Annotated in this window: 21 protein-coding genes; 9 read left to right on the top strand and 12 right to left on the bottom strand. The window is 74.1% G+C overall.

Annotated features, from left to right (window positions below):
* The first annotated feature begins 138 nt into the window (after positions 1-138).
* A complete protein-coding gene (locus OG715_RS24325; protein ID WP_266271007.1) occupies positions 139-768 on the top strand; it encodes an HAD family hydrolase in 630 nt (209 codons plus the stop codon).
* A 52-nt stretch (positions 769-820) separates the two neighbouring features.
* Here the strand turns inward: OG715_RS24325 and OG715_RS24330 are convergent, their stop codons facing one another.
* A complete protein-coding gene (locus OG715_RS24330; RefSeq protein WP_266271009.1) occupies positions 821-1,075 on the bottom strand; it encodes a hypothetical protein in 255 nt (84 codons plus the stop codon).
* 503 nt (positions 1,076-1,578) lie between these two features.
* On the opposite strand from OG715_RS24330, the gene OG715_RS24335 reads away from it, so the two are divergent.
* Positions 1,579-1,962 (top strand): cold-shock protein, encoded by a 384-nt coding sequence (locus tag OG715_RS24335; RefSeq protein WP_030393600.1) that lies wholly within the window; start codon positions 1,579-1,581, stop codon positions 1,960-1,962.
* 39 nt (positions 1,963-2,001) lie between these two features.
* Here the strand turns inward: OG715_RS24335 and OG715_RS24340 are convergent, their stop codons facing one another.
* The 4 genes from OG715_RS24340 to OG715_RS24355 form a co-directional block, all read right to left on the bottom strand.
* Positions 2,002-2,847 (bottom strand): 1,4-dihydroxy-6-naphthoate synthase, encoded by an 846-nt coding sequence (locus OG715_RS24340; protein ID WP_266271010.1) that lies wholly within the window; start codon positions 2,845-2,847, stop codon positions 2,002-2,004.
* Positions 2,840-3,730, bottom strand: a complete 891-nt coding sequence (locus OG715_RS24345) for a futalosine hydrolase (protein WP_266271011.1) — start codon at positions 3,728-3,730, stop codon at positions 2,840-2,842. The genes OG715_RS24340 and OG715_RS24345 overlap by 8 nt, the downstream gene beginning before the upstream one ends.
* A gap of 10 nt (positions 3,731-3,740) precedes the next feature.
* Entirely contained in the window at positions 3,741-4,274 is a 534-nt protein-coding gene (locus OG715_RS24350; RefSeq protein ID WP_266271013.1) for a hypothetical protein, read from the bottom strand.
* 114 nt (positions 4,275-4,388) lie between these two features.
* On the bottom strand, positions 4,389-5,783 hold the full coding sequence (locus tag OG715_RS24355) for an MFS transporter (protein ID WP_407661127.1): 1,395 nt from the start codon (positions 5,781-5,783) through the stop codon (positions 4,389-4,391).
* Between the two features lie 672 nt (positions 5,784-6,455).
* On the opposite strand from OG715_RS24355, the gene OG715_RS24360 reads away from it, so the two are divergent.
* Both OG715_RS24360 and OG715_RS24365 read left to right on the top strand, forming a co-directional pair.
* Entirely contained in the window at positions 6,456-7,340 is an 885-nt protein-coding gene (locus tag OG715_RS24360; protein WP_266271811.1) for a DUF3027 domain-containing protein, read from the top strand.
* 177 nt (positions 7,341-7,517) lie between these two features.
* A complete protein-coding gene (locus OG715_RS24365; protein ID WP_266271014.1) occupies positions 7,518-10,862 on the top strand; it encodes a sacsin N-terminal ATP-binding-like domain-containing protein in 3,345 nt (1,114 codons plus the stop codon).
* A gap of 98 nt (positions 10,863-10,960) precedes the next feature.
* Here OG715_RS24365 and OG715_RS24370 read toward each other — a convergent pair whose 3' ends face one another.
* From OG715_RS24370 to OG715_RS24380, 3 genes are read right to left on the bottom strand one after another with little or no spacing between them, the layout of a single operon-like run.
* Complete coding sequence (locus tag OG715_RS24370; protein ID WP_266271015.1) at positions 10,961-11,197, bottom strand: hypothetical protein; 237 nt, start codon at positions 11,195-11,197, stop codon at positions 10,961-10,963.
* Positions 11,198-11,236: 39 nt separating this feature from the next.
* Entirely contained in the window at positions 11,237-13,912 is a 2,676-nt protein-coding gene (locus OG715_RS24375; protein WP_266271016.1) for an HAD-IC family P-type ATPase, read from the bottom strand.
* Positions 13,913-13,964: 52 nt separating this feature from the next.
* Complete coding sequence (locus OG715_RS24380) at positions 13,965-14,312, bottom strand: DUF2530 domain-containing protein (protein ID WP_266271017.1); 348 nt, start codon at positions 14,310-14,312, stop codon at positions 13,965-13,967.
* 243 nt (positions 14,313-14,555) lie between these two features.
* On the opposite strand from OG715_RS24380, the gene OG715_RS24385 reads away from it, so the two are divergent.
* Positions 14,556-16,019: an NCS2 family permease gene (locus OG715_RS24385; RefSeq protein WP_266271019.1), complete on the top strand. Its 1,464-nt coding sequence runs from the start codon at positions 14,556-14,558 to the stop codon at positions 16,017-16,019.
* 261 nt (positions 16,020-16,280) lie between these two features.
* On the opposite strand, the gene OG715_RS24390 is transcribed toward OG715_RS24385, so the two are convergent.
* Both OG715_RS24390 and OG715_RS24395 read right to left on the bottom strand, forming a co-directional pair.
* Complete coding sequence (locus OG715_RS24390; protein ID WP_266271021.1) at positions 16,281-16,448, bottom strand: hypothetical protein; 168 nt, start codon at positions 16,446-16,448, stop codon at positions 16,281-16,283.
* 120 nt (positions 16,449-16,568) lie between these two features.
* On the bottom strand, positions 16,569-16,946 hold the full coding sequence (locus tag OG715_RS24395; protein WP_266271022.1) for a hypothetical protein: 378 nt from the start codon (positions 16,944-16,946) through the stop codon (positions 16,569-16,571).
* Positions 16,947-17,108: 162 nt separating this feature from the next.
* Here OG715_RS24395 and OG715_RS24400 point away from each other — a divergent pair, with 162 nt between their 5' ends.
* Positions 17,109-18,095, top strand: coding sequence for a LuxR C-terminal-related transcriptional regulator (locus OG715_RS24400; protein ID WP_266271023.1), 987 nt, complete (start codon positions 17,109-17,111; stop codon positions 18,093-18,095).
* A 98-nt stretch (positions 18,096-18,193) separates the two neighbouring features.
* Here OG715_RS24400 and OG715_RS24405 read toward each other — a convergent pair whose 3' ends face one another.
* Positions 18,194-18,637 (bottom strand): VOC family protein, encoded by a 444-nt coding sequence (locus OG715_RS24405; RefSeq protein ID WP_266271812.1) that lies wholly within the window; start codon positions 18,635-18,637, stop codon positions 18,194-18,196.
* Positions 18,638-18,761: 124 nt separating this feature from the next.
* Here OG715_RS24405 and OG715_RS24410 point away from each other — a divergent pair, with 124 nt between their 5' ends.
* A complete protein-coding gene (locus tag OG715_RS24410; protein ID WP_266271024.1) occupies positions 18,762-19,685 on the top strand; it encodes a DUF4231 domain-containing protein in 924 nt (307 codons plus the stop codon).
* A gap of 68 nt (positions 19,686-19,753) precedes the next feature.
* Here OG715_RS24410 and OG715_RS24415 read toward each other — a convergent pair whose 3' ends face one another.
* Entirely contained in the window at positions 19,754-20,161 is a 408-nt protein-coding gene (locus OG715_RS24415) for a VOC family protein (protein ID WP_045937644.1), read from the bottom strand.
* 237 nt (positions 20,162-20,398) lie between these two features.
* Here OG715_RS24415 and OG715_RS24420 point away from each other — a divergent pair, with 237 nt between their 5' ends.
* Positions 20,399-21,115: a WXG100-like domain-containing protein gene (locus OG715_RS24420; protein WP_266271026.1), complete on the top strand. Its 717-nt coding sequence runs from the start codon at positions 20,399-20,401 to the stop codon at positions 21,113-21,115.
* On the top strand, positions 21,112-22,083 hold the full coding sequence (locus OG715_RS24425) for a nucleic acid/nucleotide deaminase domain-containing protein (protein WP_266271028.1): 972 nt from the start codon (positions 21,112-21,114) through the stop codon (positions 22,081-22,083). The genes OG715_RS24420 and OG715_RS24425 overlap by 4 nt, the downstream gene beginning before the upstream one ends.
* Positions 22,084-22,098 lie beyond the last annotated feature (15 nt).

Here is a 22,098-nt window from a genome sequence, read left to right on the forward strand (position 1 = left end):
TCTCTCTCGCAGATAGCTCAGGCAAACCTAAGTTCCGCGTCGAAGCCGGGGCAAATCCCCCTGCCTGTATCCCCGCCGACTCCCGGCCGACTCCCGCCCGGCACCGGCCCGGCCGGGCCGGTTGGATAGCCTGACGGCATGCCTGTGACCTCGGACGCCCCGCTGACCGTGGGTTTCGACCTCGACATGACGCTGCTCGACACCCGGCCCGGGATCCGGGCCACCTATCTGGCGCTGTCCGCCGAGACCGGTACCGCCATCGACGCCGACCTGGTGGTCACCCGGCTCGGGCCGCCGCTCCTCGACGAGCTGCGCAACTGGTTCCCGGCGGAGGAGCTGGACGCGGTCGCCCACCGCTACCGCACGCTCTACCGGGACCACGCCTTCGCGCCGACGGTCGCCCTGCCGGGCGCGCACGCCGCGCTGGACGCGGTCCGCGCGCACGGCGGCCGGGTCGCGGTCATCACCGGCAAGTACGAGCCGAACGCCCGGCTCCACCTGGACCACGCGGATCTGCGCGCGGACGCGCTGGTCGGCGACCTGTGGGCGGAGACCAAGGGTGTGGCCCTGCGCGAGCACGGCGCCACCGTCTACGTCGGCGACCACCTCGGCGACATCCGGGGGGCCAAGCACGCGGACGCGGTGGCGGTGGGTGTGGCGACCGGCCCGTACGGCGCCGAGGACCTGCTGGCGGCCGGCGCGGACGTGGTGCTGCCCGACCTCACCGCCTTCCCGGCCTGGCTCGACGGGCACCTGGCCGGCCGCTGAGGTCCGCGCCGAGGCCCTGTGCCAGACCTCGCGCCGACGCCCGGCGGCGCCGTCAGGCGTTGGCGCGGACCCGGCGCCGCTGGGCGCGCGCGGAGAGCAGCAGACCGGTCAGGGCGAGCAGGAAGCCGAGCGGCATCAGCATGCTCAGCCAGTAGGCGGCCGACGGCAGCGGCGTCAGGTGCAGGAACAGCGGGACGAAGGTCACCAGGGTGGCGAGCGCGCCGAGTCCGAAGACGATCGTGCCGGCCTTGACGTAGGTCTCGCCTCGGTCGGCGCTCTGGTTGCCGACGCTGCTCGCGCTGCTCACGGGGCTTGCTCCTCTGCGGCGGGGTTCGGCCGCTGCGGCGGGTCCGGCGGCCGACCCAGTCTCGCAGAGCCGGCCGGGCCGGGGTCCGCCGCGGTACCGCCGGGGCGGCCCCGGAACCGCTTCGTGGGCGAGCGATCCCGTCACGTTGCGCAGTTTTCCGGGCGCTGGGAGTTTTGATCCCTGCTGGGCGGGGGTATGCAGGCTGTGCCGAGGGGTGCGATCAGTGCGCCCCGTTCTCTCCGACCGGAGGTGTGAGCCAGTGGACAGCGTCGAATCGCGCCCGGGTCATGCCGATTCCGGGTCGCGCGTGACCGTCGGGGCTCCGTACGGAACTTTCGCGGAACGCGGATGAGACAGTGACGGACCGTTAGTCTGCTCCTTACAGTGTGCTGATCGTGCGCGCCCCGCAGGGCGCGTCCCCCAGGGTCGGCCCGCTCTCCCACCACCCAGTGATCCCCGGCCAGGGCCGGGATCCCTCATACCCACATCGAGGACTGTTCGAGATGCCCACCGGCCAGGTCAAGTGGTTCAACGAGACGAAGGGCTTCGGCTTCCTGTCGCGCGACGACGGCGGCGATGTCTTCGTCCACACCAAGGCGCTGCCCGCCGGAATCACGTCGCTGAAGCCGGGGCAGCGGGTCGAGTTCGGCGTGGTCGCAGGGCACCGCGGCGACCAGGCGATGCAGGTCCAGCTGCTGGAGGCACTGCCCTCGGTGGCCGCCGCCCAGCGCAAGAGCCCGGACGACATGGCGGCGCTGGTCCAGGACCTCATCACGATGATGGACGCGGTCCTGCCCGGGCTCCAGCACGGCCGCTACCCGGCCAAGCCGGCCGGGCAGAAGCTCGCCGTCCTGCTGCGCGCGGTCGCCGAGCAGTTCGACGTCTGAGTCCGCCGCCCGACCGGCGACGGTCGGGCGGGCGGTCGCTCAGAAGTCCAGTGCGCCCGGGCCGAGCGGGGGGACCAGGCCCTCCGCGGCGGCCCGGGTGAGCAGCGCGCGGACGGCCGCGTGCCCCTCCTCGCCGAGCTCCGCGGTGAATTCGTTGACGTAGAGGGCGATGTGCTGGTCGGCGACGTCCGGGTCCATCTCCTGGGCGTGCTCCAGCACGTACCGGCGGCTGGCCTCCGGGTCGTCCCAGGCCTGTCGGACGGAGGCGCGGATCGCCTCGGCGAGCGCCCGCAGCCGCTCCGCGCCGAGCGAGCGCCGGGCGATGATGGCGCCGAGCGGGATCGGCAGGCCGGTCTCCCGCTCCCAGGCCTCGCCCATGTCGGCCAGGCTGCGCAGACCGTAGTTCCGGTAGGTGAAGCGGGCCTCGTGGATGACCAGGCCGGCGTCCACCCGGCCGTCCCGCACGGCGGGCATGATCTCGTGGAACGGCAGCACCACGATCCGGCCCAGGCCGCCCGGTACCGCCTTCGCCGCCCACAGCCGGAACAGCAGGTAGGCGGTGGACCGCTCGGAGGGGACGGCGACGGTCTTCCCGCTCAGGTCGTCCCCGCTGTCCGGGCGGGTGAGCACCAGCGGGCCGCAGCCGCGCCCGAGCGCCCCGCCGCAGGGCAGCAGGGTGTACTCGTCCAGCACCCAGGGCAGGGCGGCGTAGCTGACCTTGAGGACGTCCAGCTCGCCGCGCTCGGCCAGGCCGTTGGTGACGTCGATGTCCGCGAAGGTGACCTCGGGGGCGTCGGCGCCCGGGACCAGGCCGTGCGACCAGGCGTGGAAGACGAAGGTGTCGTTGGGGCAGGGCGAGTAGGCGATGCTCAGCCGTTCAGCCACGGCCGGCCTCCTTCGGCGCTCGGCGCGGTCCGGGCGGGTCGGCCCGGTGGGACGGAGGTTGCCCGGCGGCCTGCGGCTCCGCCGCCGGGGCTGCGAGAGTCTGCGGGGCCGGGGCCGGCAGGGCCAGGGCCGGGCAGGGCAGGGCGGCGAAGGCCCGCTCCAGCGCGCCGAGGGCCTCGCCGATCCGCCAGGCGGACCGGTCGCGCGGGCCCACCGGGTTGGAGACGGTGCGCAGTTCGAACGACGGCACCCCGTGCCGGGCGGCGGCCTCGGCGACCCCGAAGCCCTCCATCGCCTCCGCCACCGCGTCCGGGTGGCGGGCGGTCAGGGCGGCGGCGCGCCCGGCGCTGCCGGTCACGGTGGAGACGGTCAGCACGGCGCCGGTGACCAGGGTGTCCACCCCGGCGGCCCGCAGGGCCTCGGCGACCAGCGCGACGGTGGCCGGTGCCGGGGTGTGCCGGACGGTCCCGAAGCCCAGCTCGGTGACGTCGGCGAAGCCGTCCGGGGTCTCGGCGCCCAGGTCGGCGGCGACGATCGCGCCGGCGACCACGGTGGTGCCGATCGGCGCCCGCGGGGCGAAGCCCCCGGCGATCCCGGCGGAGACCACCAGGTCGTACCGGTCACCGGTGGACGCGGAGAGTGCCGTGAGCGCGGTGGCGGCGGCCGCCGCCGCGGCGCCCGGGCCGACCCCGCCGGCCAGCACGTCCACCGTCGCACCGGAGGGGTGCGCGACCCGGTCCAGCGCGCCCCCGGGCAGCGGCACCCGCCGGGCCGTGCCGCCGAGGCCGCGCAGTACGGCCTCGGCCTCGGCCGGTACCGCGACGACGACGAGCAGCCGGGCCCGCGCGGGGCCCGGCTGCTCGTCGGTGAGTCGTACCGTCACCGGTCGACCGTCAGCTGTCCTGGGTGTTCAGCTGGAAGTACCACACGCCGTAGATCGCGTCCGGCTGCTTCGGGTCGCTCTCGACGACCGTGATCAGGGTCTTGCCGGAGGAGTTGAGCGCCTTGCTGGCCGGCACCGAGCCCGAGTAGGTGGCGTCCTTGGCCGCGGTGGCCAGGATGAACCGGCCGCCCTGCGCCTGCTGGCCGCCGTTGGTGTTGGCCCACCAGCCGCGGTCGGCCACCTCGGGGCTCACGCCGATGCCGATCCGGTCGCTCATGGTGACGTCGGACTTGGGGAGGGTGCCCTCGTCCAGAGCCTTGCCGGCCTTGTCCTGGCACTCCTCCTGCTGCTGGTCGGTCAGCGGCTTGCCCTCGTTGAAGCAGAAGGGGTCCTTGACCGTCGAGGAGGTCCCGACGAGCAGCGTGACGCGGTGGTCGCTGATCTCGTGCTGGCTCGACGCGAAGGCGATGGACCCGCCGACCGTACCGGCGGCGATGACGACGACGGCGCCGAGGCCGGCGATGACGCGGGTGCTGAGGCTCATGCGTCAGAGGCTACCGGGCTTTCGCGATCACGCTACGCGGGGGTCGGCAACCGCGTGTTGTGCTCCGGGCCCGGGCCGGACGCCGCCCCGGGCGGGGGCCGGCGGGGCGGCCGCTCAGGCCACCCGGGGCGCGGCGGGCCGGTGGCGCACCCCCACCCGCAGGAGCGAGCGCAGCGTCCACAGCAGCACCGCGCCGAGTACGGCGGCGGCCACCGACAGGCCCAGCGCGCCGTTCAGCGGCAGCAGGATGCCGACCGCGCCGCCCGCCACCCAGGACATCTGGAGCAGGGTCTCGGAGCGGGCGAAGGCCGAGGTCCGCACCGCCTCGGGCACGTCCCGCTGGATCAGCGCGTCCAGTGACAGCTTGCCCAGCGAGGCCGCCGTCCCGGCCGCCGCGGCCACCGTGACCACGGTGACGGTGCCGTACCAGAGCGCGGCGGCGGCGGTGGCGCCGCCGGCCAGCAGCAGCATCGCGGTGACCGTCATCTCCGGGCTGCGGGGGCGCAGCCAGGAGCCGAGCGCCGAACCGATCGCGTTGCCCGTCCCCGCCGCCAGCGCCACCAGCCCGAGCGCCAGGGTCGGCTGCAGGCCGCCGATGGGCTCCTCGCGGAGCAGGAACGCCAGGAACATCACCAGGAAGCCGACCAGCCAGCGCATCGCCGCCATCGCCCGCAGCGCCAGGATCACCGAGGGCCCCACGGTGCGCAGCGAGGCCTTGGGCCGCTGCTCCGCGGCGGGCTCCGGCGCGGGCTCCGGTGCGGGGGCGGTCCGGCCGTGCAGGACCCCGTGGTGGCCCGGAGGGTGCTCCTCGGCGTGCAGCACGGCCCGCTGCTCGCCCTTGGCGGAGTCCACCTTGTGCGGCAGGTGGAAGGCCATCAGGGTGCCGGCCACGAAGACCAGGAAGGCGCCGCGCAGCGGCCAGCCGGGACCGATCAGGTGCAGCAGCCCGCCCACCCCGGCCGCGACCATGGTGGCCAGCAGCCCGGCCAGGGTGACCCGGGAGTTCGCCTTCACCAGTGACAGCCGGCTGGGCAGCAGCCGGGGCACCACGACGCTGCGCACCACCCCGTACGCCTTGGACGCGACCAGGACGCCGAGTGCTTCCGGGTAGAGCGCCAGCCCGCCGCCGGTCACCACGCCGGCCATGGTCCAGGCGAGCACCGCGCGGGCCAGCATCGACATCGCCATGGCGGCCCGGCGGCCGTGCGGCAGCCGGTCCAGCAGCGGGCCGATCACCGGGGCGAGCAGGGCGAACGGCGCCATGGTGATGAGGAGGTAGAGCGCCACCCGGCCGCGGGCCTCGCCGGTCGGCACCGAGAAGAAGATCGTGGAGGCGAGCGCCACGGTGATGAGCATGTCCCCGAACGCGTTCAGGGCGTGCAGCTCGATCAGCTTCGCCAGGCCGGACTCGCCGGCGCCCTCGGCGGCGGTGGCCCGGCGGATCCGGCGGCCGGTGCCGTGCACCACCTTGCCGGTCCGGGAGCCGGCGGCGGAGGCGGTGCGGACCAGGAAGTGCCGGCGCGGCTCCTCACCGTCACCGTCACCGTCGTCCTGCCCGTCCTGCCCGTCCTGCCCGTCCTGCCCGTCCTGCCCGTCCTGCCCGTCGTGCCCGCCCCGGTCGTCCGGCGGGTCCTGGCCGCCGCCCGCCTCCGTCCCCGAAGGTGCCGGGACGTGCCCGTCCGGGCCGTCCGCGGGGGTGCCGGTCGGGTCTGCCGCAGGCAGTGACGAGGGGTCCACCGACCGAGGTTCACCCGCGGTGTGGACCGGGGACTGCTGTCGCGGCACGGCGTTCGCTTCGTCGGGGCTGCCGGCCTGCGAGGCGTGCAGTGCGTGCTGCGACGGTTTCTCGTCCGCCACATGCCCATCCTGCCCCAGATTCGGGAGGACGACGCGGGATTCCGCTCCGCGCCGCGCGAGCGGGGGCCGCCGTTCCCGTCCCGGACGCCCCGGATCCACTCCGGAGCGCCCCGGACTGTGCCCGGTGGCCGACCGGCGGGTAGCCTGCCCAGAGTCCGCCCGAGTGCCCGACCGGCGCCGGCGGACCGGACCAGCGGCGCGGCCGGTATCCGCGGCAGGCCGCAGTCGCGCAGAATGGACGAGGGAATCCGAGCCGCGACGAAAAAGGCAACTCGCCGTGGGCGACAGAAGAAATGGGAGAGAATCGACGCCGTGAGTGCAGCGATGCGAAGCCGTACCCCTGATCGGCTCTGTGCCGAGGCCGTCGAACTCGCCCGCCAGGCCGCCGAGGACGCTGTCGGTGCCGAGACTGTCGGGGGGCACCTGGGCGTCCAGGCCGAGACCGACCGTGTCGTGACCCACACCTTCGAGTGCCTGGACGCGGCCTACCGCGGCTGGCACTGGGCGGTCACGGTGGCGCGGGCCCCGAGGGCCAAGAACGTGACGCTGGACGAAGTTGTACTGCTGCCCGGCCCCGACGCCGTCCTGGCCCCGCAGTGGGTGCCGTGGAGCGAGCGGCTGCGCCCGGGCGACATGGGCCCGGGCGATCTGCTCCCCACCGACGCCGACGACGAGCGGCTGGAGCCGGGCTGGACCGGCGAGGACGAGCCCGCGCCGAACTCCGCGGTGGCCCAGGCCGCCCAGGAGGACGTGCTGGTCAGCGACGACCCGGAGGTCCAGCCGGCCCCGGTCCGGGCCCAGATCCGCGCCGTCGCCGACGAGCTGGGCATGGGCCGCAGCCGGGTGCTGTCCCGACTCGGTCTGCACCTGGCCGCCGACCGCTGGGAGAAGGCCCACGGCGCGCAGACGCCGATGGCGCAGTCCGCCCCGGCCGGCTGCGTCAGCTGCGGCTTCCTGATCCCCATCGGCGGCTCGCTGGGCCAGGCCTTCGGGGTCTGCGGCAACGAGTTCGGTCCGGCCGACGGCCAGATCGTCTCCTTCGCCTACGGCTGCGGCGGGCACTCCGAGGCCGCCGTCATCCCGGCCCCGCCGGCACCGGCCGCGCTGATCCTGGACGAGCTGGTGGTCGAGCCGCTGACGCTGCACCCGGACCGGCTCTCCGGCTCGGTCGAGCCGGACGCCCCGGCCGAGGAGCTCGGCCACTCGTAGAGCTCCTGGAGATCGTCACCTTCGACGGCCCGTCCCACCCCGTGGGGCGGGCCGTCGTCGTCCCCGCCCGCCGGCCGGGCGCGCCGCCGGCTCCGGGGCGGTGTCCGGGGCTGTCCCCGCGGCAGGGAAGAATGCCCCCCGTAGGGCACAACAGGGCGGCGGAAGGCGGCAGGTCCAGTGGAACCTCGGATTCTCGGCAGCGGCACGGACGAGCGCCTCGCGGACTCCTTCGGCAGCGCCGAACTGCGCCGCCGGGTGCTGGACGCCTGGGCCGCCTCCCCGGCGAGGTTCCGGGAGGACGCCAACGCCGAGGAGGAGCTGGCCCTCGGCGGCTACCGCGACCGGCTGGTGGTCGAGCTCGCGCAGAACGCCGCCGACGCCGCCGTCCGGGCCGGGCACGGCCCGGGCCGGCTCCGGCTCACCCTGGCCGACGGTGTGCTGGCCGCAGCGAACACCGGTGCGCCGCTGGACGCGGCGGCCGTCGAGTCGCTCTCCACCCTGCGCGCCTCCTCCAAGCGCGGCGACCGGGACAGCACCGTCGGCCGGTTCGGGGTCGGCTTCGCCGCCGTCCTCGCGGTCACCGACGAGCCCGCCGTGCTCGGCGCGGCCGGCGGTGTGCGCTGGTCCCTCGGCGAGGCCAGGTCGCTGGCGGAGGCGCAGCCCGCCCTCGACGAGGAGCTGCGCCGCCGGGACGGCCATGTGCCGCTGCTGCGGCTGCCGTTCGCCGCCGAGGGCCCCGCGCCCGACGGGTACGACACGGTGGTGGTGCTGCCGCTGCGCGACGCGGCCGCCGAGGACCTCACCCGCCGGCTGCTGGCCGGCATCGACGACGCGCTGCTGCTCACCCTGCCCGGACTGGCCGAGGTCGTGGTGGAGACCTCGGACGGCACCCGTACCCTGACCCGCTCGGCCGCCGGGCCGCGTCCGGACCCGGCCCTCCCGGCGCCGGCCGGCGGGGTCGCCGGGGCGGAGATCAGCGAGGTCACCATCACCGACGACGCCGACGGGCAGCTGCGGCGCACCGTCTGGCAGACCGTCGGGGCGGCCGGGCCGCTCGACGTCGGGCTGCTCGTCGACCGGCCCACCGAGGAGCGCACCCGCCCGTACTGGACGGTGACCTGGGCGGTGCCGGTCTCCGACGGGGGCGACCCGCAGCGGCCGGCGATCGCCCCGGTGCTGCACGCGCCCACCCCGAGCGACGAGCCGCTCGACCTGCCCGCGCTGCTGATCGCCTCCTACCCGCTGGACTCCACCCGCCGGCACGTCGCCCCCGGCGCGCTCGCCGACTTCCTCACCGAGCGGGCCGCCGACGCCTACGCCGAGCTGCTGCGCGCCCGCGGCGGCGACCTCGGCTCGCTCGGCCTGGTGCCCGGGCCGCTCGGCCGGGGCGCGCTGGACAACGCGCTGCGCGCCGCCGTGCTCTCCCGGCTGCCCGGGACGCCGTTCCTGCCGCACCCGGCACCGGTCGAGGAGGGCACCCCGGCGCTGCGGCCCCGGGACGCCACGCTGCTGGAGGGCGCGGACGGCTCGGTGGTCGAGGCGCTGGCGCCGATCTTCCCCGGCCTGCTGCCCGCCGGTCTGGAACGCCGCACCGAGCTGCGGGTGCTGAACGTGCGCCGGGTCCCGCTCGCCGAGGTGGTCGACCAGCTGGGCGGCCTGGACCGGGAGCCGGCCTGGTGGCGCAACCTGTACGCGGCGCTCGGCGGGGCCGACCCGGAGGCGCTCGGCGCGCTGCCGGTGCCGCTCGCCGACGGGCGGACGGTGACCGGGCCGCGCCGGGTCCTGCTGCCCTCCGACGACGCCGACTGGGCGGCCTTCCCCGGCTACCCGGAGGCGCTGGCCGACGCGCTCGCGGTGCTCGACCTGCGGCTCGCCCACCCGGAGGCCGCCCACCCGCTGCTGGCCAAGCTGGGCGCGGGCGCGGCCACCCCCGCCGGGGTGCTGGACACGCCCGAGGTGCGGGCCGCCGTCCTCCGTTCCTACGACCTCGCCGAGGACGACCCGGACGCCGCCGCCGACCTCGCCGAGGCCGTTCTGGCGCTCGTCCGGGCGGCCGCCCCGGCCCCCGGCGAGCACCCGTGGCTGGCCCGGCTGGCCCTGCTCGACGACGAGGGCGAGCCCGCCCGGGCCGGTGAACTCCTGCTTCCCGACAGCCCGTTCGCCGCGCTGGCGCGCGAGGACGACGCCGCCTGGGTGGACGACGAGCTGCTGGAGCGCTGGGGCCCCGAGGTGCTCGCCTCGGTCGGTGTGCTCGCCGAGTTCGTACTGGTCCGGGCCGAGGACGTGGTGCTCGACCCGGACGACCTGGAGCGGCTCGACCCCACCGCGCCCGCCGACCGGGCGGCCGGCGGCCGGCCCACCGGGCTGATCGACGAGGCCCCGGACGGTCTGGCCGACTGGGCCGAGGACGCCCTGGAGGCGCTGCACGTCGACGAAGGGGACGCGATCGGCGTCCCGCCGGTCGCCGCCGAGCTGCTCGCCGTCCGCGACCTGGACCTGGTGGACGACGACGCCTGGCCGCAGGCGCTGGCCACGCTGGCCCGCCCGCCGTACCGGGACGCCGTGGTCATCCCCGTCCGCACCCTGCTGCCGGACGGCTCGTACACCGACCTGCCGCCGTACACCGCCTGGTGGCTGCGCGACCACCCGGTGCTGGACGGCCGCGAGCCCGCCGGGCTGCGCGCGGCCGGCGCTGACCCGCTGCTGCGCGGCCTCTACGACGAGGCCCGCACCACCCTGGACGAGCAGTTCCTGCACGCGCTGGGCGTGCGCACCACGCTGACCGCGCTGCTCGCCGAGCCGCACGGCCCCGACGAGGTGCTGGACCGGCTCACCGACCCGGACGCCGAGATCGGGCACCGCCAGTTGCACGGCATCCACAGCGCGCTGGCCCGGGTCGGTGCGGACCGGATCGAGGCGCTGGACGTGGTGCGGGCCGTCCCGCCGCTGGACCGCGCCACCGGGCGGCGGCCCGACCGGACCGTGGTGGTGGACGCCACCGAGGCGGTCGTCGCGGACGCCCCCGACCTGGTCGAGCTGCTGCACGACCACCCGCTGCTGCCGGTCGCCCCGGCGCTGGCCGCGGACCTCGCCGAGCGGTTGCACGTCTCGCTGGCCAGCGAGGTGGCCGGCGGGCGGGTGCTCTCCGAGGGCGCGCTGCACCGGGTGCCGGCGGTGGTGCGGGAGCTGCTGCCCGGCTGCCCGGTGGCGTACGAGGAGCACGAGGAGCTGCTGGTGGTCGGCCCGGGCGGGGAGGAGGCGGCCGTCGACTGGCGTTGGGACGGCGCTGCGGACACCCCGGAGGCGCCGTACGACCCGGAGTCGGCCGAGGAGGCCGACGAGGACGACGAGTTCGACCTCCCGCCGGTGCCCGGGCTGCTGCACGCGGCCACCCCGGAGGGCCTGGCGGCGGGCCTGGCCTGGTCGGTGGGGCAGTGGCACCGCCGGTTCGAGGTACTGGCCGCGCTGAGCGAGCCGGACCGGGCCTACGAGCTGTCCGCGGCCCGGGACTTCGAGGGCTGACGGGGCGACGGAGCCGGACCCGCCCTCCCCGGGTGTGTCCGGCTCGGGCGCGTCCTGCCCCGTCGGTCAGTAGTCGCGTCGGTCAGTAGTCGCGTCGGTCAGGACCGGGAGCCGGGGCGGGTCCGGCCGCGGGCGATCATCCGCAGGTAGAGCGCGAGCGTGCTCAGCACCCAGGTGGCGGTGAGCACCGCCGCCACCGCCTTGGTCAGCAGCGGGCCCGGTTCGATGTGCGCGAGCGCACCGGCCCCCACCATCACCCCGGCCAGCAGCCCGGTGGCCAGCAGTCCGCCCAGGAAGGCCGCGAAGGCCTCCAGTTCCCCGCCCCTGCGCCCCATCGCGGTACCCCCCGTTGTCCGGACCCCTCGGTTCGTGGCTCAATCATCGAGCCGGCGCCGCATGATCCGCCAGACCACTTCCAGCACCAGTCCGGCGATCACCGCGATGCCCACCCCGAGCCACGGGTCCCGGGTGCCGGACAGCGAGAGCTGGAAGAAGTCGGAGAGCCACGGCACGGTCATCACCAGCGCGAAGCAGCCGCACATGGTGGCGATCAGCAGCACCCGCCACCAGTTGTACGGGCGGGCCACGATCGCCAGCACCCAGATGGCGACCAGGAACAGCGTCAGGGTAGCCACGCTGGTGTCCGATTCGAGGTCGGTGGCGTGGTTGGCCCGGGCCAGCGCGTACGCGGTGAAGGTCGCCGTGCCGGCGATGACACCGCCGGGGATCGCCAGCCGCAGCACCCGGCGCACGAAGCCGGTGCGGGCGCGCTCGTTGTTGGGCGCGAGCGCCAGGAAGAAGGCCGGCACACCGATCGTCAGGGTGGACAGCACGGTGGAGTGCCGGGGCAGGAACGGGTACGGCGAGTGGGTGAAGATCACCAGCAGCGCCAGCAGCACCGAGTAGACCGTCTTGACCAGGAACAGCCCGGCCACCCGCTCGATGTTGCCGATCACCCGGCGGCCCTCGGCGACCACCGAGGGCATCACCGCGAAGGAGTTGTTCAGCAGCACGATCTGGGCGACCGCCTTGGTCGCGTCGCTGCCGCTGCCCATCGCCACGCCGATGTCCGCGTCCTTGAGCGCCAGTACGTCGTTGACACCGTCGCCGGTCATCGCCACGGTGTGCCCGCGCGACTGCAGCGCGGCGACCAGTTCGCGCTTCTGCTGCGGGGTGACCCGGCCGAAGACGGTGGTGCGCTCGGCGAGGTCGGCCAGCGCCTCCGGCTCGGCGGGCAGGGTGCGGGCGTCCACCGGGTGGTCGGCGCCGGGCAGTCCGAGGTGGGCGGCGACGGCGCCGACCGAGACGGCCGCGTCGCCGGAGATCACCTTCGCCGCGACCTGCTGGCTCTCGAAGTAGCGCAGGGTGTCGGCGGCGTCGTCGCGCAGCCGCTGCTGGAGCACCACCAGGGCGAGCGGCCGCAGCCCGGCCGCCGGGTCCGGGGCGTCCAGCGGGACGGGCGTGCGGCCGAGCAGCAGGACCCGCAGGCCCTGGGCGCCCAGTTCGTCGACCTCGGCGAGCGCCGGGTGGCCGGCCGGCAGCAGGACGTCGGGCGCGCCGAGCAGCCAGCTGGCCTCGCCGCCGCGCGGCTCCAGCAGTTGGACGCCGCTCCACTTGCGGGCGGAGGAGAACGGCATCGCCTCGATCACCCGCCAGCCGCCCCGGGCCCCGGGGGCGCCCCGGCCGGCCTCCGGGCCGTCGCTGCCGGGGTACCGGCCGTCGGGGTACCGGCGGTCGGGGTGCGAGCCGTCGGGGTGCGAGTTGTCCGGTTGCGGGTCGTCCGGGTGCCGCGGGCCGCGGGCCGAGGCGTCGCGTCCGGTGGCGTCCCGGCCGTCGCCGTACGCGTCGATGACGGCCTGCATGGACGCGTTGGGGCGGGCGTCGGCCCCGGCCATCACCGCGAGCGCCTGCTCGACGGTCTCCTTGAGGGTGCCCCGGTCGTCCAGCCTGCCGCGCTCGTCGGTGGCCCCGGCGTCCCCGCCGTCCGCGTCGGCGCCGAGGACCCGCAGGTCCACCAGGTCCATGCCGCCCTCGGTGAGGGTGCCGGTCTTGTCCAGGCAGACGGTGTTCACCCGGGCCAGGCCCTCGATCGCGGGCAGCTCCTGGACCAGGCACTGCTTGCGGCCCAGCCGGATCACCCCGATCGCGAAGGCGACCGAGGTCAGCAGGACCAGGCCCTCGGGCACCATCGGCACGATCCCGGCGATCATCCGGCGGACCGCCTCGCGCCAGTCGCGGCCCTCCACCGCCAGCTGGCTGATGATCAGACCGACCGCGGTCGGGACCAGCAGCCAGGTGATGAACCGCAGGATGCTGTCGATGCCGCTGCGCAGCTCCGACTTCACCAGCGTGAACCGGCTGGCCTCCTCGGCCAGCTGCGCCGCGTACGCCTCGCGGCCGACCTTGGTGGCGGTGAAGCTGCCCGCGCCGGCCACCACGAAGCTGCCGGACATCACCTGGTCGCCGGGCTGCTTGAGGACCGGATCGGGTTCGCCGGTGAGCAGGGACTCGTCGATCTCCAGGCCGTCCGCCTCGGTGACCTCGCCGTCGACGATCACTTTGTCGCCGATGCCCAGCAGCACGGTGTCGTCCAGCACGATCCCGCCGACGGCGATCTGCTCGACCGTGCCGTCGCGGCGGACCTGCGGCCGGGCCTCGCCGATCAGCGCGAGGCTGTCCAGGGTCTTCTTGGCGCGCAGCTCCTGGATGATGCCGATCGCCGTGTTGGCGACGATGACCAGACCGAAGAGACCGTCCTGGATCGGGCCGACGACCAGGATGATCGCGAACATCACGCCGATGATCGCGTTGAAGCGGGTGAAGACGTTGGCCCGGACGATCTCCCGGGTGGAGCGGCTGGAGCGGACCGGTACGTCGTTGACGTCGCCCCGGGCGACCCGTTCGGCCACCTCGGCGGCGGTGAGACCGCCGCGCCGGCCGGGCAGCAGCCCGAGCGGGTGGGCGCCGTCGGGCCTCTCCCCGGCGGGCCCCTCCCCGGCGGTCGGGGCCGAGGTCGGCCGGTCCTCGGCGGGCTGCGCAGGCTGCGTCATGGCACCGACTCTACGGGTGCCTTATGTCCGATGCGTGCTACTAAAGGACTATTCAGTCCGACCGGGTGGCCGGGTCCCCGCCGTTCCCCTCCGGGGCCGTGTGCGGCGCCCGGTCCGCCGTCCCGGCGGCGTCCGTCGGGGCCGTCGCCCCCGCCTCGGCGGCCCGGCTCCGGGCGATGGCGTCCCGGCGGGCCCGGCAGTACCAGAGGCCGATCAGGCCGAGGCCGCCGCCGGCCAGGCAGATCCACGGCCAGTTGCCGCGGCCGTGGTCGGAGAGGGTCCCCCAGAACGGGAGCAGGACGACGAACGCCACGAACCAGAGCACCGTCCCGCCGCCGACGATCGCGACATCGTTGGCCTCCAGTGGTGGTGGAGAGGGGTGCGTGGGCGTCTTGGGCATGGGCCCAGGGTACGGGTGCGGCGGGCGTTCGATCGATTTCCTGTGCGGACTGTCCGGGACCGTTCCGGTCCACTCCGGTCTACGCGCGAAGATAGCGAACGGGCGACAGCGGAACTCATACTTGTCATTCCGGTTGGCCAGGGCATGCCCAGGACATCGTGCTTCGTGCCCGTCCGATCGGATCGCCCGGCCGCTGTCGCTCGGGCGGCTCCCCCACTCCTCCGCCCCCACAGAGGACGCAGCATGCCCGTGGCCCAGCCGACCACCGAGTCGCCCGAGCCCGCCCAGCCCGACGCGCCGAAGCCCCCGACCGGCGCCCTGGACCGCTACTTCCGGATCGGCGAGCGCGGCTCCACCCTGCCGCGCGAGATCCGCGGCGGCATCGCCACCTTCTTCACCATGGCCTACATCCTGGTGCTGAACCCGATCATCCTGGCCAGCGCGACCGACATGACCGGCGCCCACCTGGACAACACCCAGCTGGTCACCGCCACCGCGCTCACCGCGGGCCTGACCACGCTGCTCATGGGTGTGGTCGGCAACGTCCCGATCGGCCTGGCCGCCGGGCTCGGCGTCAACACCATCGTCGCCCTCCAGCTCGCGCCGAAGATGACCTGGCCGGACGCGATGGGCATGGTGGTGCTGGCCGGCTTCGCGATCATGATCCTGGTCGCCACCGGCCTGCGCGAGCGGGTGATGAACGCCGTCCCGCTCGGCCTGCGCAAGGGCATCGCCATCGGCATCGGTCTGTTCATCAGCCTGGTCGGCCTGGTCGACGCCGGCTTCGTCACCCGGATGCCCGACGCCGCCCACACCACCGTGCCGCTCCAGCTCGGCACCGGCGGCCACCTGCTCGGCTGGCCGGTCCTGGTCTTCGTGCTCGGGCTGCTGCTGACCCTGGTCCTGATCGTGCGCAAGGTGCCCGGCGCGATCCTGGTCTCCATCGCCGTGATGACCGTCGTCGCCGTCGTCATCGACAAGCTGGCCGACCTGCCCGCCAGCGCCTGGGGCCTGACCGTCCCGGCCTGGCCCGGCAGCCCGGTCGCCAAGCCCGACTTCGGCCTGGTCGGCGAGGTCAGCCTGTTCGGCGGCTTCGAGAAGGTCGGCGTCCTGACCGGCGTCCTCTTCGTCTTCACCGTCCTGATGTCCTGCTTCTTCGACGCGATGGGCACCATCCTCGGCGTGGCCGACGAGGCCCACCTGCTGGACGCGAAGGGCGACCTGCCCGGCATCAACAAGGTGCTGATGATCGACGGCATCGCCACCGCCGCGGGCGGCGCGACCTCCTCCTCCGCCAACACCTGCTTCGTCGAGTCCACCGCGGGCGTCGGCGAGGGCGCCCGGACCGGCTTCGCCTCGATCGTCACCGGCGCCCTCTTCATGGTGGCGCTCTTCTTCTCCCCGCTCGCCAAGATGGTCCCGGCCCAGGCCGCGACCCCCGCGCTGGTCGCCGTCGGCTTCCTGATCCTGGCCAACTCGATCAAGGAGATCGACTGGGCCGACTACACGGTCGCGATCCCGGCGTTCCTGACCATCGTGATGATGCCGTTCACCTACAGCATCACCAACGGCATCGGCTTCGGCTTCATCGCCTTCTGCGTGCTGCGCCTCGCCGCCGGCCGGGGCCGCGAGGTGCCGGTCGCGATGTACGCGGTCTCGGCGGTCTTCGCCTTCTACTACCTGATGCCCGCCCTCGGCCTGCTCTGAGGCCGGACGCCGGTCGGTCCCGGGCCCTCTCCGCACTGCGGGGAGGGCCCTCGGCATGTGGTCCTCCCGCTCGGTGGAGCGGTCGGGGAACGCGGATGCCGCGGGGTCGGGCGGCGCGCTCGACGAGGTCGGGGATGTCGACGGCCCGGACCGGTGGGGTGTTCACGCGCAGCGCCTGCGCGGGGCCGGTCCGCATCGGGTCGGGGCTCACGCCCGACGGGGCGGCGGATGTGCTCGGCGCACTCCCGACCGCAGGGCGGGTCAGCCCCAGATGAGGTTCTCGGACGGCGTGGCGGTGGGGGTCGGCGTGCTGACGGTGGCGGAGGCGGCCCCGGCGGGGGTCTGCGAGACGGTGGCGCCCAGGCCGATCACGGCGAGGAGGGTGATGGTGGCGACCGCGGCGGTCTTGGCGACGACGGTGTGGAACATGAGGGTGGTCCTCTCGGGTACGAAGCGGCTGGTTGCCGGAGGCCGCGTCCCGCGGTGGCGCCTCCTCCGGTTGCCGTCCGGGGCCTGGCCCCTTCCGGCTGACACCAGCTTCGTCGCAGCTCAGCGCGGGTGGAAGGGCCTGCCGGTGGACGGAAACGGCCCTGGACCGTTCCGGTCAGGAGTGCCGGAAGCGGCCAGCAGCCGGTCGTAGAACGGGGTGACGAGCGGGACACCGACCCGGTCGGCCCACCAGCCCAGGAGTTCCGGGAACGATCCCAGCGCGGTCCGGCAGAACGCCGCCGCGCGACTCTCGGCCTCGGCGAGCGAGTCGGCGAGGAGGAACAGGCCGAGCACCGGGTCCGGTACGGCGTCGCGGTGGAGTACGAGGTGCTCGATCCGGTCCCCCGGGCGCACCAGGGCGGACAGGAGCTCGCGAGTGTCCGGGGGGAGCGCGGCCCCCGGTGCCGGGTGTCGCAGGACAGCGTGCACGAGATACATGGAGTCAAGCGTGCTGAAGCGGGCGATCGGTGTGGAGTGGTTCAACACGGACACTTCAGGCCCTGGCCGGAAGCGTCCACAAGGTGCCCTGGTCGGGGCCTCGGAGCGTGTGGAAGGATCGCGTGCGCAGCGAACACGATTTCGTCATGGGGGAACGGACACATGTTGACCGCACTGGGGTTGGACGCTGTCGCGGAGTCCGTCTACCGGGCCATGCTGGCCCACCCGGGGGACGGCGTGGCCGCGCTGGCCGCTCGCCTGTCCCTGGCCGAGCCGCAGGTCAGGAACGCCCTGGACCACCTGAGCGAGCTGGCCCTGCTGCGCCCCTCCGCGGACCGGCCCGGTTCCCTGCGCGCGGTCTCCCCGGACGTCGGGATGGAGATCCTGATGGCGCGGCAGCAGGCCGAGCTGGCCGCCGCGCAGGCCAGGATCGAGGCGTCCCGTGCGGCGGCCGCGCAGCTCATCGCCGACTACGCGGACCTGCGGCCGGAGGTGAACACGCCCGATGTCGAGCAGCTGGTCGGCCTGGACCGGATCCGGGACCGGCTGTCCCGCTTCTCCCGGGAGGCGCGCGAGGAGATCATGACCTTCGCGCCGGAGGGCGGCCAGAAGCCCGAGCACATCGAGGCCGCCAAGCCGCTCGACCGCACTCTGCTGGAGCGCGGTGTGCGAATGCGCACCATCTACCTGGACAGCGTCCGCAACAGCCCGCACACCGTCGAGTACGTGAACTGGCTGGCGGCCCTGGGCGGCCGGGTGAGCACCGTGCCCGAGCTGCCGACCCGCATGATCATTGTCGACCGTGCGGCCGCCGTCATCCCGGTGCGCAGCGACGACACGGCGGCCGGCGCCGTCGTGCTGACCGGTCAGGGGATGCTGACCGTGCTGTGCGCGCTGTTCGAGAGCGTCTGGGCCGGTGCGCAGCCGCTGGGAGCGACCGCGCCGCTCGACCAGGACGGCCTCACCGCCCAGGAGCGCACCGCGCTCACCCTGCTCGCGGACGGTCACACCGACGACGCCATCGCCAAGCGGCTGGGCGTCTCCCCGCGCACGGCCCGCCGGATCGCCACCGACCTGATGGAGCGGCTGGAGGCCCGCAGCCGCTTCCAGGCCGGCGCCCGCGCGGCCCAGGCGGGCTGGCTGTCGTAGCGGAGCCGGGGCGCCGGCTGCGGCGTGCGGGGCGGAGGGCGTGAACCGGTCGGGTTCACGCCCTCCGTCGTTCGGCCGGGTCCACGACCGGCCGGGGGTCAGTGGACGCAGTACTCGTTGCCCTCCGGGTCCTGCATGACGACCCAGGAGCCGCCCGGTTCGGCGACCTCGCGCTGGGTGGTGGCGCCGAGGGCCTCCAGGCGGGCGACGGTGGTGGCGCGGGCGTCGGGGCCGGGGTGGAGGTCGAGGTGGAGGCGGTTCTTGCCCTGCTTCGGCTCGGGGACGCGCTGGAAGAGGATGCGGCGGCCGAGCCCGGTGCCGGAGACGGGGTCGTGCGGGTCCTCCGGGTGGCGGACGGCGGCGAGGGTGAGCCAGGCGTGGCGGCCGTCGACCTCGGTGACCTGGTCCGTGGTGACCGCGCCGGCGGACAGCAGGTTGCCGATCAGGGTGCTGTGGTCCTCGACGGTGTAGTCGAGGGCTGCGCCCCAGAAGGCGGCCTGGCGGTGCGGATCGGCGGCGTCGATGACGAGCTTCCAGTGCATGGGCATGTAACCGGTTATAAGGGTTGCGGAGTGCCCGGGGCAAGAGGAGGCGTCAAGAAGCTCGCGGTGTAGCCGAGTTGACCGGGGGCATACTCCGGGCGAGACGGGGGAGGGGAGCGGTTCGATGGTGCGACAGGATCCGCCGACGGGGGTCGAGGCCCAGCTGCTGCCGGAGCTGTTCCGGGCGACCGACCGGGCGTCGATCGCCGGACAGCAGGAGACGCTGCGCTGGTACCGGGGCTTGATCTCGATGCTGGTGGTGGCGGCGGTCGTCGGCTCGCTGCCCGGGCCGGACGACAAGGGCGCCGCCGACATCACGCCGCTGTTCTCGGTGGTGGCGTTCCTGGTGGCCGGGTACTTCTGGGCCCGGCTGCGCCGGGGCAACCCGCAGGCGCGGTGGTACGAGGCGCGGGCGGCGGCCGAGTCGGTGAAGACGCTGGCCTGGAAGTACTCGGTGCGGGCCCGGCCGTTCGAGGGTGACGCGGAGTCGGCGGACGTCGACCGGGTCTACCTGCTCCAGCTGGAGGACGTGCTGCGGGCCTTCGAGGACCCGGCGATCGTGCCGCCGGACGCGGTCGCCGAGATCACCCCGGAGATGCGGCGGGTCCGGGCGGAGTCGCTGACCTCGCGCCGCACGCTCTACCTGCGCACCCGGGTGGAGGGGCAGCGGACGTGGTACCGCTCGCGCGCCGAGTCCTGCGAGTCGCAGGCGGTCACCTGGGGGCTGGCCGTCGCGGCGCTGATCATCGTCGGTGCGGCGGCGGCCGTCGCGCAGGCGACCGGGGCGCTGCAGGTGCACGTCTTCGGGGCCACCTCGGCGGCGGCCGCGTCGGTGATCGCCTGGACCCAGCTGAAGCAGCTCCGACCGCTGGCGGCGGCGTACCAGCTGGCGGCGCGGGAACTGGAGAACGTCGGCAACCAGCTGTCCGACCTCGACCTGCGCGGGCCGGACGCCGAGCGGGGCTGGGCCCGGCTGGCGGCCGAGGCGGAGGACGCGGTGTCGCGCGAGCACACCACCTGGCGGGCCAAGCGGGCCTTCCCGCGCTGAGCGGCGTGCCGGTGGAGCTGGGCGGTCCGACGCCGGGCCGCCCGGCGCCGGGCTGTCCGGTGCCGGGCTCAGGCGTCCAGGGGTGCTAGGCCGAACGGGTGGCCGGCCGGGTCGATCAGCACCTTGAGCGTGCGCCCGTGCTGGTACGTGGGCTCCGTCGCGCCCAGGGCCAGCGCGCGGGCGGTGGCCTCCTCCAGGTCGTCGACGTAGAAGTCCAGGTGGAAGTGCTTGCCGCCGTCCGGCTCCACCCAGGGCTCCGGCCGGTACCCGTTGACCCGGCCGAAGCCGAGCGGGCTGCCGCCCTCCGGGTTGTCCAGGATGGCGAACTGCTCGTCCACGTGCCGGGTCTCCCACCCGAGCAGCTCGCCGTAGAAGGCGGCCAGTGCGACCGGGTCGGCACAGTCGATGGTGACCATGGCGAGGCGGGCGAAGCCGGTGTCGGCCTGCGCGGCCTGCTCGGCGGCGACGTCGGTCATGTCTGCTCGGCCCTTCTGCTGAGGGGTGGTGCGGCGCCGGGGGTCCGCGTGGACCGGGCCCCACGATCCAGCATCGCACCGGGAGTCATCGGGGGCACGGCCAGAGATGTGGGCGAATCGGTCCGGAACGTACTGGATCACTACAGAATCGGCACTTTCTGGGCATCGGAGCACCAATGCTCAGCTGTATAAACTCTTGATCCAATCGAGGGATTGTTGGTCACGGGGGGTTTCTCGATGGCGATCGAACTGCCCGACGAAGTCGCGACGCTGCTGAACTTCATCGGTATCCGCTGGCCTTCGGTCAACGAGGACAAGGTCCGCGAATTCGGCGAGCACATCAAGGAGTTCGCCAAGGGCCTCGAAGAGGTGCACGCGGACTCGACCGCGACGGTCCATCAGCTCGGCGGCGCCTACGAGGGCGCGTCCTACCAGGCGCTGGCCGCCAAGTGGGCCCTGATGTCCGACAAGCACTTCAACGAGGTCGTCCAGGCCGCGCACGTGGTGGCGCAGGCGATGGACATCGCCGCCGACGCGATCGTCGCGATGAAGCTGGAGGCGCTCGGCGAACTCATCGTCCTGGCCGCCACCTTCGTCGCCGCCCAGGCCGCCGCGGTGGCGACGGCGGGGCTGGCGGAGGTCGGTGCCGTCGCGGCCCAGCAGGCGGCACGCAAGCTGATGTCCTACCTGGCGCACCAGTTGCAGGAGTACATCGTCGCCCAGGTGGTGGAGGCCGCGCTCAACCCGCTGATCGAGATCGTCGCGGAGGCGGTGTCCGGGCTGGTCTTCGAGGCGGCCGAGGCCGCGGTCGACGGTGGCTCGGTCGGCGCCGCGTTCAAGATCGATCCGGCCGCGGTGGAGGCGCACGCCCGGGCCCTGCACGAGCAGGCCGAGAAGGTCGCCCACCACGCCCAGGTCTTCGGCACCCGGGTGTCGGCGGTGGACTTCGAGTGAGCGACCCCACGGTCAAGGCGCTCAAGAACGTCGCGGCGAAGCTCGGCAAGACCCTGTCGGACGACATGGGCAAGGCCGCCAAGAAGATGTACAAGCAGGCGGGCGACAACCTCAACAAGACCGCCAAGCACCACAAGGACAACGACCACCACACCGCCGGCGACTTCGACGGCAAGGCCAAGGACAAGGCCGCCGAACCGCCCAAGGCGGGCAGCGGCGCCGGCGGCGACGGGCCGAAGACGCCGCCGCGGAAGTACTTCATCCACGACGACGGCCGGGTCCAGGAGATCAAGGACGGCAAGCTCGTCGATGTGAAGGACCCGGACGAGTCGCTCAAGACCATGCTGGACGGGGCCAAGGTCAAGGACCCGTCCAAGGAGGAGATCGAGAAGCACAACGCGAAGAAGTACAAGAAGTCGGACAAGGACGACGCCGGGAACCAGAAGCAGGACGAGAAGGTCGTCAGCCAGAAGATCGACGACCCGACCGAGCTGTCCCGCGCGGTGGAGGAGGCCCGCCGCGCCCAGGGGGACTACGGCGGCAAGAACTACGCCTCGCTCCGGTACCGGGACCAGAACGGCGAGTTCATCCTGGTCGGCCGCAGCGACTACAACCGCAGCCACTCGGAACGCTCGATCGGAAAACCCCTGCTCGGTGGCAGGGAGGGCAATGTCAGCGACCTCTACACCGAACGGGCGCCCTGCCAGGCGGGCCCGAACTGCGAACGCTGGCTGGCCAGGCACTTCGAGTCCCAGAACCCGGATCTGAAGGTCACCCACGGTGTCGACTACGACAACAAGGTGCCCACCAAGGACCGCGACTGGGGGCACAAGGCCTATCTGAACCAGATCGAGCAGGACCACGCCGCGGGCCAGCACGGTGGCACGATGGGCACCAAGGACTTCGACGCGCAGGGCCAGCAGGACAAGGCGGCCTCCGCCGCGAAGAAGAAGGCCAAGGGTCTGTGACGGTCGAGAACGAAG

The sequence above is a fragment of the Kitasatospora purpeofusca genome (assembly GCF_036010405.1).
Lineage (GTDB): Bacteria > Actinomycetota > Actinomycetes > Streptomycetales > Streptomycetaceae > Kitasatospora > Kitasatospora purpeofusca.